15 protein-coding genes are annotated in these 12,493 nt (G+C 67.8%); 7 read left to right on the forward strand and 8 right to left on the reverse strand.

All coding sequences use genetic code 11. The annotated features are described in order from the left end of the window. Positions 1 to 123: 123 nt before the first annotated feature. Entirely contained in the window at positions 124 to 699 is a 576-nt protein-coding gene (locus AC5P76_RS16705; protein WP_253119338.1) for a TlpA family protein disulfide reductase, read from the reverse strand. Then, positions 696 to 1,970, reverse strand: a complete 1,275-nt coding sequence (locus AC5P76_RS16710) for a YihY family inner membrane protein (RefSeq protein WP_053519156.1) — start codon at positions 1,968 to 1,970, stop codon at positions 696 to 698. Before AC5P76_RS16710 ends, AC5P76_RS16705 begins: the two co-directional genes overlap by 4 nt. A gap of 77 nt (positions 1,971 to 2,047) precedes the next feature. On the opposite strand from AC5P76_RS16710, the gene wrbA reads away from it, so the two are divergent. The 3 genes from wrbA (at position 2,048) to AC5P76_RS16725 (ending at position 3,538) form a co-directional block, all read left to right on the forward strand. Beyond that, a complete protein-coding gene (wrbA, locus tag AC5P76_RS16715) occupies positions 2,048 to 2,641 on the forward strand; it encodes an NAD(P)H:quinone oxidoreductase (protein WP_053519154.1) in 594 nt (197 codons plus the stop codon). Next, entirely contained in the window at positions 2,638 to 2,973 is a 336-nt protein-coding gene (locus AC5P76_RS16720) for a DUF2069 domain-containing protein (protein WP_065175995.1), read from the forward strand. The genes wrbA and AC5P76_RS16720 overlap by 4 nt, the downstream gene beginning before the upstream one ends. Positions 2,974 to 3,052: 79 nt before the next feature. Continuing rightward, positions 3,053 to 3,538, forward strand: a complete 486-nt coding sequence (locus AC5P76_RS16725) for an asparaginase domain-containing protein (RefSeq protein ID WP_053519164.1) — start codon at positions 3,053 to 3,055, stop codon at positions 3,536 to 3,538. A gap of 120 nt (positions 3,539 to 3,658) precedes the next feature. Here the strand turns inward: AC5P76_RS16725 and AC5P76_RS16730 are convergent, their stop codons facing one another. From AC5P76_RS16730 to sufT, 3 genes are all read right to left on the reverse strand, one after another. After that, a complete protein-coding gene (locus tag AC5P76_RS16730; protein ID WP_253119341.1) occupies positions 3,659 to 5,401 on the reverse strand; it encodes a S8 family peptidase in 1,743 nt (580 codons plus the stop codon). A gap of 410 nt (positions 5,402 to 5,811) precedes the next feature. After that, positions 5,812 to 6,906 carry a branched-chain amino acid aminotransferase gene (locus AC5P76_RS16735; protein ID WP_053519148.1) on the reverse strand — a complete coding sequence of 365 codons (1,095 nt, stop codon included), beginning with the start codon at positions 6,904 to 6,906 and terminating at the stop codon, positions 5,812 to 5,814. A gap of 59 nt (positions 6,907 to 6,965) precedes the next feature. Next, the gene (gene sufT / locus AC5P76_RS16740; protein ID WP_004144911.1) at positions 6,966 to 7,517 is read right to left on the reverse strand and encodes a putative Fe-S cluster assembly protein SufT; all 552 of its coding nucleotides are present in this window, start codon (positions 7,515 to 7,517) and stop codon (positions 6,966 to 6,968) included. Positions 7,518 to 7,639: 122 nt separating this feature from the next. Here sufT and AC5P76_RS16745 point away from each other — a divergent pair, with 122 nt between their 5' ends. Beyond that, positions 7,640 to 8,059 (forward strand): hypothetical protein, encoded by a 420-nt coding sequence (locus tag AC5P76_RS16745; RefSeq protein WP_053519146.1) that lies wholly within the window; start codon positions 7,640 to 7,642, stop codon positions 8,057 to 8,059. A gap of 50 nt (positions 8,060 to 8,109) precedes the next feature. Here the strand turns inward: AC5P76_RS16745 and AC5P76_RS16750 are convergent, their stop codons facing one another. Together AC5P76_RS16750 and AC5P76_RS16755 are read right to left on the reverse strand one after the other, a co-directional pair. Continuing rightward, positions 8,110 to 9,570 (reverse strand): NAD(P)(+) transhydrogenase (Re/Si-specific) subunit beta, encoded by a 1,461-nt coding sequence (locus AC5P76_RS16750; RefSeq protein WP_253119344.1) that lies wholly within the window; start codon positions 9,568 to 9,570, stop codon positions 8,110 to 8,112. Then, complete coding sequence (locus tag AC5P76_RS16755) at positions 9,567 to 9,887, reverse strand: NAD(P) transhydrogenase subunit alpha part 2 (protein ID WP_053519142.1); 321 nt, start codon at positions 9,885 to 9,887, stop codon at positions 9,567 to 9,569. Before AC5P76_RS16755 ends, AC5P76_RS16750 begins: the two co-directional genes overlap by 4 nt. 97 nt (positions 9,888 to 9,984) lie before the next feature. Here AC5P76_RS16755 and AC5P76_RS16760 point away from each other — a divergent pair, with 97 nt between their 5' ends. From AC5P76_RS16760 to AC5P76_RS16770, 3 genes are read left to right on the forward strand one after another with little or no spacing between them, the layout of a single operon-like run. Further along, entirely contained in the window at positions 9,985 to 10,569 is a 585-nt protein-coding gene (locus tag AC5P76_RS16760) for an RNA polymerase sigma factor (protein ID WP_081279792.1), read from the forward strand. Next, positions 10,566 to 10,892 carry a hypothetical protein gene (locus AC5P76_RS16765; protein ID WP_193396237.1) on the forward strand — a complete coding sequence of 109 codons (327 nt, stop codon included), beginning with the start codon at positions 10,566 to 10,568 and terminating at the stop codon, positions 10,890 to 10,892. The genes AC5P76_RS16760 and AC5P76_RS16765 overlap by 4 nt, the downstream gene beginning before the upstream one ends. A 3-nt stretch (positions 10,893 to 10,895) precedes the next feature. Next, positions 10,896 to 11,348 carry a DUF3106 domain-containing protein gene (locus tag AC5P76_RS16770; RefSeq protein WP_053519136.1) on the forward strand — a complete coding sequence of 151 codons (453 nt, stop codon included), beginning with the start codon at positions 10,896 to 10,898 and terminating at the stop codon, positions 11,346 to 11,348. A 62-nt stretch (positions 11,349 to 11,410) separates the two neighbouring features. Here AC5P76_RS16770 and AC5P76_RS16775 read toward each other — a convergent pair whose 3' ends face one another. Then, the gene (locus AC5P76_RS16775; RefSeq protein ID WP_111186078.1) at positions 11,411 to 12,490 is read right to left on the reverse strand and encodes an NAD(P) transhydrogenase subunit alpha; all 1,080 of its coding nucleotides are present in this window, start codon (positions 12,488 to 12,490) and stop codon (positions 11,411 to 11,413) included. Positions 12,491 to 12,493: the final 3 nt, after the last annotated feature.

Genomic DNA, 12,493 nt, shown 5'->3' on the forward strand with positions numbered 1-12,493 from the left:
ACAGGGACGTACTTGCGGCGTCCCCGCACTCCGACACCGCCCCGCCACCCCACGGTATGTCTGCTGTTGCTGTTGCTGTTGCGCGTAGCGGGTGCAGGGCCGCAGGCCCTGCCGGCACACCCACTACTTCGCAGCCGCGATCTGCTTCTCGATGTCGGCCGCCGTAACCGGGCCTAGGAAGCTGTGCGCCACCCGGCCCTGCGGATCGATCAGATGCGTCAGCGGCAGCCCCCGCGGCGTAGCGAAGTCCGCCGGCGGATCGAACGGATCGACGATCACGATCGGATAGGTCACCGGATGCTTGGTCAGGAACGACTGCATCTCCGGCACCTCGATGTCCTCATAGGCCAGGCCGACCACTTCGATGTTGCTGCGCATGGCGTGCAGCGCGGACAACTCCGGCATCTCCTTGCGGCATGGTGCGCACCACGTGGCCCAGAAATTCACCACCACCCACTTGCCCCGATGGGCCGCCAGGTCGTAATCGCTGCCATCGACGGCCTTCATCTTCAACGTGGGGAACTCGGCCGTGACACGCTCGGCCGGCGTGTCCTCGGCCGCAGGCGGTGCCGCCGGTGCGGGAGCCTGGGCCGGTGGCTGGCTGCTGGCCGGGGTCGCGTCCTGCGCAGGCTTGCAGGCCGCCAGGGCAAGCGCCACGGCCAATGGAACTGCCAGCAGCAGCGGAGTCGTGCGGGTCATGGGGTGTCTCCGGAATCGGGATAGATATCGCTGACGCGACGCTTGAGGCGCTCACGCAGAGGCAGGCGCAGTTCATCCAGCGCCGCCAGCGCGGCCTGGCCCAGGCTGTCTTCGCGGTAGGGCAGATGCTGCTCCGCCACCGGGATGCGCAGTTGGGTGCATTCGTACAGATCGGCCAGACTGACCTGGTCCAGGTCGCGCGCGAGCAGCCATTCACCCCGCTCGTCGCGGCGCAGCAGGCCGATGGCCTCCAGTTTGCAGGCCAGGTCCTGCAGCAGCGAGTCGGTCAGCATCGGCTCCAGCCGCAGGATCTCGTCATCGGCCAGCCCCCTGCCCCGGGCACGCGCCTGGTGGAAGCGGCCGAGCAGGCGCAGCAGCCCATAGAATTCATAGCCCTGCGGCAGGCGCAGCTCGACCGGCTGGTAGCGGAACGCCGCCATCGACGATGCCAGCGATGCGCCAAGCAGCACCGCCACCCAGCACAGATAGATCCACAGCAGCAGGATCGGCACGAACGCGACCGTGCCATAGAGCTTCTGGTAGGACTGGAAACTGCCCAGGTAGGCACCGATGCCCCACTTCACCAGCTCCAGGATCACCGCCGCCAGGATCGCGCCGGGGACGGCGTGCCGCCATTTCACCGTATGGTGCGGCACGACCCGGAACATCAGGCTGATGCAGACGAATTCGATCAGCACCGGTGCCAGCCGCAGCGACAGGTCGGCCAGCCAGCGCCCCTCCTGGGTCCCGAACAGCGGCATTGCCAGTACCCGTGCCGACACTGCCAGCGAGGCGGCGGCAAGCATCGCGCCCAGGGTCAGCACGGTCCAGTAGACCAGGAAGCGGGTCAGCTTGGGCCGGGTCGATCCGACCCGCCAGATCTTGTTGAACGTCTCTTCCACGCTGTTGAGGGTGATCAGCAGCGAGACGACCAGGGCGATGAAGCCGGCCGCGGTGAGCTGGCCAGCGCTGGCCGAGAACTGCCGCAGGTAGCCTTCGGCGGCGCGTGCGGCATTGGGCACGAAGTTGGAGAATACATAGTCGCTGAGCTGGTCGCTCCAGCGGTCGAAGACCGGGAAGGCCGAAAGCACGCCGAACACCACGATCGCCAGCGGAACCAGGGCGAATACCGTGGTGTAGGCCAGTGCGGCGGCCGCCTGGAACAGGCGGTCATCGAGAAAGCGGTGCCACAGGAAGCGGCCGAAGCTGGCGGCACGCGCACGATCGCGCGCGCGTTCCATCCATAGGTTGAGCGTATCCAGAGGTTCCATCGGCGCAAGGGTACCCGATGCGGAATGCACGCAGGATAGCCATACTGGCGTCCACACGATGAGGAGACCTGGGCACGATGGGCGAGATCCTGGTGCTTTACTACAGCCGCGGTGGCTCGGTGGCACGGCTGGCGCGCCAGATCGCGCGGGGAATCGGCGAGGTGCCGGGAATGGTGGCGCGGCTGCGCACGGTGCCGCCGGTGGCGGCCGTGACCCAGACCGCACAGCCGCCGGTGCCCGACGATGGCGCCCCCTACGTGAGCGTGCAGGATCTGGCCGACTGCCAGGGGCTGCTGCTGGGCAGTCCGACGCGGTTCGGCAACATGGCCGCGCCGGTCAAGCACTTCCTCGATGGACTCGGTGCTGAATGGGTCAATGGCACGCTTGCGGGCAAGCCCGCCGGCGTGTTCACCTCGACCGCATCAATGCACGGCGGGCAGGAATCGACCCTGCTGACCATGCAGGTGCCGTTGCTGCATCACGGCTGCCTGATCGTCGGCATTCCATTCACCGAACCGGGTTTGAGCCACACCACCAGCGGCGGCACGCCCTACGGCGCCAGCCATGTGGCGGGAGCGGCCGACGACCCGCAGCCGACCGATGATGAGGCGGTGCTGGCGCGGGCGCTGGGCCGTCGCGTCGCCGATATCGCGCAGCGGCTGGCCCGATGAACGCCGCGCCGCGTACGGTTCTGCTGCTGGCCCTGATGGGTCTGGCCGCGCTGTTTGCAGGCTGGTTCATCAACGACAAGCACTGGCTGGCCACCCAGCTGGTGTTCACCGCCCCACCGCTTGCACTGGCCATCGCCCTGCGCCTGGGCTGGCGCAAGGCAGGGTTCTGGGCCTCCGTGCTGGCGCTGGGCTGGTTCAGCCATGGCGTGATGAGCGCCTGGAGCCACCCGGAAACGCGCTGGCTGGCCTTGCTCGAGATTGCCCTGGCACTGACCGTGATCTTCGCCGCCAGCCTGCCGGGCCTGCGTGCGCGCTTCGGCAGGCGACGCTGACGCTGCGCCTCCCGGGCCGTATCATCTGCGTTCCCGGCCCCGCGCCGCTGCACCTGTCCTGGTTTCGCGCATGCACATGATGGAAGAGCTCCTGGTCGTCACCACCGGTGGCACGATCGACAAGATCTACTTCGACGACAAGTCGGACTACCAGATCGGCGATCCGCAGATCGGCATGATCCTGCGCGAGCTGGGGGTGACGTTCCGCTTCAACGTGATTCCGATCCTGCGCAAGGACTCGCTGCACATCAACGATGAGGACCGCGAGCTGATCCGGGCCACCATCGCGGCGCAGCCGACCCGGCATGTGCTGGTGACCCATGGCACCGATTCGATGGTGCAGACCGGCAAGGTGCTGGCGACGATCGCGGACAAGACCATCGTGATGACCGGCGCGCTCAGTCCGGCACGTTTCCGCGGTTCGGACGCGGAGTTCAACATCGGCTGCGCGATCGGCGCGGTACAGTCGCTGCCGGCCGGCGTCTACATCGCGATGAACGGGCGGATTTTCGACCCGCAGCACGTGCGCAAGAACGTTGCCGCAAACCGCTTCGAATCGGTTTGAGGAACGGAGTGCCGACCAAGGTCGGCACGCACCACGACGCGGCGGCACGCACCACCGCGCGGCCCCATGCGAAAACGCCCCGGCCGAAGCCAGGGCGTGCCCTAGGAGAGGGTCTTGGGCTCAGTACTGGGCGTTGAGGGTCACGCCCGAGAAGGTGCTGTAGGCCTTCACCCGTACGTACCAGGTACCGGCAGCGGGGCTGTTGACCGCGCAGGTTTCGCTGTTGCCGCTCAGGTACGGACGGCACGTGTAGGCGGTATCGGTCGGCGCGCTGCCCTGCCGCAGGTACAGGTCGGCATCACCGCTGCCGCCGCTGATCGTCACCCGCAGCTGGCTGCTGCCGGACGGGACATTGACGGTGTAATTCAGCGAAGCGCCCGATGCGGCACCCAGTCCGCTCACCGGTACGTTGTTCTGCAGCACGGTGCCGCCCGGGTTCGGGTTGCCACCGCCATTGATCGCTGCCGCCACTGCAGCATCGGCGTCGATGATGCCGGCGCCACAGCCACCCGAACAGGCACCCGGCAGCGGCCGAGCGGTGCTCTTGATGATGCTTTCCACCTGGGCCGGGCTCAGCGGGCTCGGTGCGACCGACTGCATCAGCGCGACCACGCCGGCCACGTGCGGTGCTGCCATCGAGGTGCCGTTGTACGAGGCATAGCTGGCGCTGCCCGGCGTGGTGGTGCCGGTGTTGAGAGTGGACAGGATCCCCTGGCCCGGCGCGGAGATGTCGATGCCCGTGCCGTAGTTGGAGAAGCTGGCACGTGCGCCCGCCGACGTGGTGGCCGCCACCGCGATCACGTTCGGGCAGTTGGCCGGTACCGATGAAGACACGTTGGTGTTGCTGTTGCCTGCGGCCACCACCACCGTGGTGCCACGGCCGACGGCGCCGTTGATCGCGTTCTGGTAGGTGGTCGAGCAGCTGCCGCCACCACCCAGCGAGAGGTTGATGACCTCGGCCGGATTGGCATTGGCCGGCACGCCGCTGACACTGCCGCCGGAAGCCCACACGATGGCGTCGGCGATGTCGGAGGTGTAGCCACCGCACTTGCCGAGCACGCGCACCGGCACGACCTTGGCATTGAAGGCAGTACCCGCCACGCCGGTGCTGTTGTTGGTCACCGCTGCGACGGTGCCGGCAACGTGGGTGCCGTGCCAGCTGGAGTTGGAGGCCGGGTAGCCTGCGCCACATTCGTTGGCGGCGTACCAGTCACCCTCGTCGTTGGGATTGCTGTCGCGGCCACCGCCGTCGCGTGCCATTGCCGCGTCGCTGATGAAGTCATAGCCGGGCAGGATGTTGGCGTTCAGATCGGGGTGGTTGGTGATGCCGGTGTCGATCACCGCGACGACCACGCCGGTGCCGGTGGCCTTGTCCCAGGCCGGGCGCACGTTGATCGAGGCGTTGGACGTACCGAACCCCCACTGTTCGCTGAAGCGGGTGTCGTTCGGCGTCAGCGTCGCGCGCATGATCTGGTCGACTTCCACGTATTCGACGTTGGGGTCGGCAGCGAGCTTGCGCATCAGCAGCTCGGATTCGGCCTGGTCCAGCGGACGATCGGTCCTGACCAGGGTTGGGCCGACGGCCAGCTTGCGGACCTGCTGCAGGCCCAGCGCGCGGCCCTGGCTGCTGGCAAGGCCCGCAGCCGCTGTCTTCAGCGACGATGCCAGGGCGGTGGTGTTGGCCACCGGCGCACTGCCGTCGCGATACTTGACGATGAAACGCTGGTGCGTCGGCGCGGACTGCAGCCCGCTGAGCTGGACATCACCGGCCAGCGCAGGCGTGGCCAGCAGCAGCGATGAAAGAACGGAAGCACCAAGGACCACCCACACTCGACGCACACGCGGTTGCGTTACCTGGGACATCGTATTTCCCTTTCTAGTGGTGTGAATGCCGGAATCGGCAGAAACACCGGCCCGAACCATGGGCTGGCTTGCGTTGGCGAGGTCCGGAGTCCGGCGAGCCAGCGGATCCCCCTTACGATCCGCCGTGCCGATGACGCTAATGGCCCAAACCGGACACCACAATATTTTCAGTGTCTTTTCAGGAACATGAAATGTTCGATCTGAGACTTTCCGGGTCGAGGGTTTGTGAAGATGAAGGAACTTTCGCGCCACGCGCACGAACCTGACTGGGCAGATGTCCTGTCCACCGATGACTTTGCCGACATCGGCGGCCGGCCTTCCCTGTAAACGACGAAGGCCCGTCGCGGGGACGGGCCTTCGGGGAACAGCGCCGCCGGGCATTGGCCCGGCGCTACAGCCTGGCGGGAGGATCAGCCCAGCCTGACCAGCCAGTTGTGACGGTCCGGGAGGCGGCCGTACTGGATGTCGGTCAGTTCCTTGCGCAGCGACATGGTCACTTCGCCGGCCGGCGCGTTGAGGTCGCCCACCGAGAAGCCTTCGCCCTTGAGCTGGCCGATCGGAGTCACCACCGCAGCGGTGCCGCAGGCGAACACCTCGCTGATCGCACCGGATGCAACGCCGTCCTTCCACTCGTCGATGCTGACCTTGCGCTCCTCGACCTTCATGCCGCGGTCGCGGGCCAGCTGCAGGATGCTCTCGCGGGTGATGCCTTCCAGGATGCTGCCCGACAGCTGCGGCGTGACCAGGGTGCCGTCCTTGTAGACCAGGAAGACGTTCATGCCGCCCAGTTCCTCCAGGTACTTGCCCTCGACCGGGTCGAGGAACAGCACCTGCGAGCAGCCCTGCGCCTGGGCCTTCTGCTGCGGCAGCAGCGAGGCGGCGTAATTGCCACCGCACTTGGCCGCGCCGGTGCCGCCCTTGGCCGCACGCGCATATTCGGTAGACAGCCAGATCGACACCGGTGCCACGCCCTTGGCGAAGTACGGACCGGCCGGGCTGGCGATGACGTAATAGCCGGCCTTGTGCGCGCCACGCACGCCGAGGAAGGCCTCGTCGCCAATCATGAACGGGCGGAAGTACAGGCTGGACTCATCCGCCGACGGCACCCAGGCGCTGTCCACGGCGATCAGCTGTTTCAGCGACTCGACGAAGATCTCCACCGGCAGTTCCGGCAGCGCCAGGCGCTGCGCAGAGCGCTGCAGGCGACGGCCGTTGGCATCCGGACGGAAGGTCCAGATCGAGCCGTCGGCGTGGCGGTAGGCCTTGATGCCCTCGAAGATCTCCTGGCCGTAATGCAGCACGGCCGCTGCCGGGTCCAGCTGCAACGGGCCATAGGCACGCACGTTGGCGTTGTGCCAGCCGGTGTCCTTGTCCCACCGCACTTCCACCATGTGGTCGGTGAAGTGCAGGCCGAAACCCGGCTTCTCCAGGATCGTGGCGCGCTCTTCAGCGCTGCGCGGGTGGTCCGAACGGGTGACGGCGAAGCTGGGGATGGACTGGGACACCGGAGGATTCCTGTTCTGGTTGCGGGTAGTGCCGGGCCCGCGTCACTGCGGGCCCTGGGTCAAAGCATGCCGGTCTCGAGACGGGCCGCCTCGGACATCATGTGCTGGTTCCATGGCGGATCGAACACCAGCTCGACGTCGGCCTCGGCCACCGTCGGGATCATTTCCAGCTTGCTGCGCACGTCGTCGACCAGGATGTCACCCATGCCGCACGCGGGCGCGGTCAGGGTCATCTTCACGTCGATCTCGCGCTGGCCCTCGTCCAGATGCTTGATCTCGACCTCGTAGACGAGGCCCAGTTCGACGATGTTCACCGGAATTTCCGGATCGAAGCAGGTGCGAAGCTGCTGCCATACCAGTTGCTCCACCTGTTCGTCGGTGGCGTCGGCCGGCAGCTCCAGCGGCGCGGGTGCTTCCTTGCCGATGGCGTCGCCATCCTTGCCGGCGATGCGGAACAGGTTGCCTTCGACAAATACCGAATAGCTGCCGCCCAACGCCTGGGTGATGTACCCATAGCTGCCGGCGGGCAGGGTCACGGTGTCGCCCTGCGGGACCATCACGGCCTCGCAATCGCGTTCGAAGTGGACAGGTTCGCTGCTACGGGAATACATGGGGACCGATATGGGGCCGTGGCCATGGCCACGCAAGACGGCATTCTAGCCCAGCCGTCCTGCGCCCGCCGGTGCACCGCGGCAAACCACAGTATCCTGTGGGTGACTTTCAGGAAGCTTCGATGTCCTCCAATGCCGCGCGTGCCAGGACCGTGACCTGGCTCTGGCCCTTCATGCTGCTGCTGGGCCTGGTTGTTGCTCCCCTCGCCTGGATGCTGCTGGCCCTGATGACCGGCCGCCAGGTCGGCTGGATGGCAGTGCTGACCGCTCTGGAACTGGTGTTCATGCTGCGTCTGGGCACACTCGGTCCCGGCCGTCTTCGCGTGGCCCTGGTGGTGGCCGGCACGCTGCTGGTGGCGGCGGTGGCGAACTGGGCGATCGCCAGCGCCTGGATGGGCGGCTCGATGGGGCTCAACCCCTGGGACGCCTCGCTGCGCATGGGCCCGCATCTGGCCTGGACGCTGATCAACCTGGCCAATGGCGCGATGGAATGGCTGTGGCTGGCGATCGGCGTGGCCGTCGGCGCCTGGCTGGCGCGCTGATCGCACCGATTCGGGTAGCGCCGGGCCATGCCCGGCGCTGCCGCTACGGCTCAATGACCGCCGTCGAGCGCCTTCAGCTCGCTGACCAGCGACGCCGCCGCCTCAGCGCCGTCCCCGTACAACATGCGCGTGTTGTCGGCGTAGAACAGCGCATTCTCGATCCCGGCAAAGCCGGTCCCGCGACCGCGCTTGATCACCACCACGTTGCGAGCGTTGATCACGTCCAGCACCGGCATGCCGTAGATCGGACTGGCCGGATCGTTACGTGCGACCGGATTGACCACGTCGTTGGCGCCGATCACCAGCACCACATCGGTGCTGGTGAACTCGGGATTGATGTCGTCCATGTCGGCGATCAGGTCGTACGGCACACCGGCCTCGGCCAGCAGCACGTTCATGTGCCCGGGCATGCGCCCGGCGACCGGATGGATGGCGAACTTCACCTTGACCCCGCGCTGCCCCAACCGCTGTGCCAGTTCCCAGATCTTGTGCTGGGCCTGGGCCACGGCCATGCCGTAACCGGGCACGATCACCACGCGCTCGGCGAAAGCCATCATTGCCGCCACATCGGCCGCCTCGATCGGCTTCTGCGCGCCAGTGATCGCCTGTGCCTCTCCGCCTGCACCGCCACCGAAATTGGAGAACAGCACGTTGCGGATCGGCCGGTTCATCGCCTTGGCCATCAGGCGGGTCAGCAGGATGCCCGCCGCGCCGACCATCATGCCGGCGATGATCAAGGCCTCGTTGCCCAGCACGTAGCCCTCGAAGGACACCGCCAGGCCGGTGAATGCGTTGTACAGCGAGATCACCACCGGCATGTCGGCGCCACCGATCGGCAGCGTCATCAGCACGCCCAGCGCCAGTGCCAGCACGAAGAAGGCGATGATCGCCCAGGTGCTGAGCGTGCTGGCCGCGACGATGGCCAGCACCACCACCGCCAGCGCCACCCCCAGGTTCAACGCCTGCTGCCCTGGCCAGATGACCCGCTTGTCGAGGCGACCATCCAGTTTGGCCCAGGCGATCACGGAGCCGGACAGCGACACCGCGCCGATCGCGGCGCCGACCACCGCCAGCAGCAGCACGGTGGTGGAAGGCTGGCGTGCGGCAAGGTCGGCCAGCGCCTGTTCGCTCCAATGGGTGGTATCGCGATGGGCCAGGAAGGCGTAGCGCAGCAGTTCGACCGCACCGATCGCCGCCGCCGAACCACCACCCATGCCGTTGTACAGCGCCACCATCTGCGGCATGTCGGTGACCGCGACCTTGCCGGCCGACCACCAGGCCAGGCCGGCACCCAGCAGCAGCGCGACCAGGATAAGCGGCACGTTGTGCAGCTCGGGCAGGAAGAAGGTGGCCGCGGTGGCCAGCAGCATGCCCAGCCCGGCCCAGCGGATGCCGCTGCGCGCGGTCAGCGGCGAGGCCATCCGCTGCAGGCCGAGCAGGAACAGCGTGGCGGCCACCAGGTAGCTGGCCTTGACCAGCCAATCGAGCAGTTCGACGGTGCTGATGTTCAAGCCTGCGGCTCCTTCGGTTCGTCCTTGCCTGCCCGCGGCGCGCTCGGCCTGAACATCTCCAGCATGCGCGCGGTGACCACGTAGCCGCCGGCGGCGTTACCGGCACCGAGCACCACGGCGATGAAGCCCAAGGCCTTTTCCAGCGGCGTCTGTGCGTGGCCGAGCACCACCATCGCGCCGATCAGCACGATGCCGTGGATGAAATTGGAACCCGACATCAGCGGGGTGTGCAGGATCACCGGCACCCGCGAAATGATCACGTGGCCGGCGATGGCGGCCAGCATGAAGATGTACAGCGCCACGAACCCGTCACTCATCAGCAACGCTCCCGCTCTGTCTTCGTCGGCCCATCATAACCATGGGCTGAACCCGGCGCGCATCCTCGTCAACCGGGGCCGCGCTCACGCGTTGTCGATGGTGACCCCGAGCAAGGAACCGTACCCTGTGCTGGTGAGCAGCCCCGTCCCCCCGACCGCCGACACCGATGCCCTGCCAGCGTCGCTGGAAGCGTTCCTGGCGAGCATCGGCCCGCGCGCGTTCCGCTTCGCCGAGGCCGGCCTGCGCCAGCGCGAGGATGCCCTGGACGCCGTGCAGGATGCCCTGCTGCGCATGCTGGACTATGCCGACAAGCCCGCCAGCGAATGGGCGCCCCTGTTCTGGAGCATCCTGCGCCGGCGGGTGATCGACCTGCAGCGCCGACGCCGCTTCCGCCTCCCGTTCTGGCGCGACAACCAGGATGCCGACGGTGCCGACATCGACTGGGCCGACCCCGGCCCTACCCCGGCGCAGGCGCACGAGCAGCACCAGCAGTACCAGCAGCTGGTGCAGGCGCTGCGTACGCTGCCCGCCCGCCAGCGCGAAGCGTTCACCCTACGCGTGCTGCAGGATCTGGACGGCGCCACCACCGCCCGCGCCATGGGCTGCAGCGAAGGCGCGGTAAAGACCCATCTCGCACGCGCCCGGCAGGCGCTGCAGGATTATCTGGAGAACCCCCCGTGAACCGCTCCCTGCCCTCGGATGACGCCTTGCGGCGCCTGCATGCGCATTCTCTGCGGGCGCTGTCGCCGGCAACGCTGTCGCGCCTGCGCCAGGCCCGCCAGGGCGCCCATGCAGCCCATCGTGGGCGCTGGCGTTGGTGGCTGGCCAGCGCCTGCTCGCTGGTGGTGGCGCTGGGCATCGGCGTGCAGTTCACCGGTCCGGACGTGCCGACGCGGCCAGCGCCGGTACCGACCGTTGCCGCAGTGGAAGACAACAGCGCGCTGTACGACGAGAATCCCGATCTGTACCTGTGGCTGGGCGACACCGACCTGGCGATGGAGTGAATCATGCTGCGACATCTCTCCCTGCCCCTGCTGATCGCCCTGGCGCTGCTGCCTGCAGCACCGGTGCTGGCGCAGACCCATGCGCCCGCGCCGCCCGCTCCCGGTGCTCCACTGCCTGCCTGGGATCAGCTCAGCCCCGCCCAGCGCGAGGCGGTGCTGGCCCCGCTGCGCGACCGCTGGAACGGCGCCGATGCCGGTCAGCGCCAGCGCATGCTGGCCCATGGCCAACGCTGGCAGTCCATGAGCCCGGAAGAGCGCGACAAGGCCCGCCGTGGCCTGCGCCGGTTCGAGCACATGAGCCCGGAACAGCGTGAACAGGCACGCGCACTGTTCGGGCAGATGCGCCAGCTGCCCCCTGCCCAGCGCGACGCCCTGCGCGATCGCTGGTCCCGGATGACGCCGGAGGAGCGTCGCGACTGGGTGCGGGACAACCCGCCACCGGCAAAGCCGCGGTAAGCCTTCGGGATACAGGGGTCAGATCCCTTTGCCAGAGGCAAAGGGATCTGACCCCATGTCATTCACGCCTGCCAGCGCGTCTTTGCCAGCAGTTCGTCTTCCCAGTCGAAGCTCAGCTGCCCTTCGCGTACGAACAGGGCAACGAAGTTGAGCAGGTTGCGCGCATACATCTCGCTGGCCTGGGTCGCACCCCGGCTGGCCAGGCCCAGCGGTCCATCGATGGTCACGCCCTGGTGTTCGATGCACTGCCCCGGCTGGGTCAGCGCGCAGTTGCCGCCGCTCTCGGCCGCCAGATCGACGATCACACTGCCCGCCGCCATGCCTTCCACCATCGCCGCAGTGACGATGGTCGGTGCCGGACGGCCCGGCACGGCTGCGGTACAGATCACTACATCGACGCTGCGCAGATGGTCGGCCAGCCGCCGCTGCTGCTCGGCCCGTTCTTCCTCGGTCAGCGCCCGCGCGTAGCCGCCCTCGCCGGCCGCGCTGACGCCCAGGTCGAGGAAGCGTGCGCCCAGCGACTGGATCTGCTCGCGCGTTTCCGGCCGCACATCGAATCCTTCCACCTGGGCGCCGAGGCGGCGCGCAGTAGCGATCGCCTGCAATCCTGCAACGCCGGCGCCGATCACCAGCACCTTGGCCGGACGCACGGTACCGGCCGCGGTGGTCAGCATCGGGAAGAAGCGCGGTGCACGCTCGGCTGCGATGAGCGCAGCCTTGTAGCCCGCCATGCCGGCCTGCGAACTGAGCACATCCATCGCCTGCGCACGGGTGGTGCGCGGCAACAGCTGCAGCGGGAACAGCAGCAGGCGGTCCTCGCTGGCCAGCGCCGCCAGTGTCGGATCGCTGGCCGGCGTCAGCAGGCCGACCACGGCTGCGCCGGGCTTGAGCCGGGCCAGCACCTGCGCCGGCGGCGCCTGCACGCATAGAAGAATGTCGATCTCGCCCCAGCGACCGTCATCGAATGCACGTGCGCCCGCGTCCTGATAGGCGGCGTCGGGAAAACCGGCGGCCTCGCCCGCACCGGTTTCGTACCAGACGGTGACGCCCAGTGCGGCGAGCTTGCGCGCGGTCTCCGGCGTCAACGCTACGCGCCGTTCGCCCGGCGCGGTCTCCTTGATCCCCAGCAACGCCACGGCCATGCA

The organism is Stenotrophomonas sp. YJH_SMC_36 (assembly GCF_059369935.1).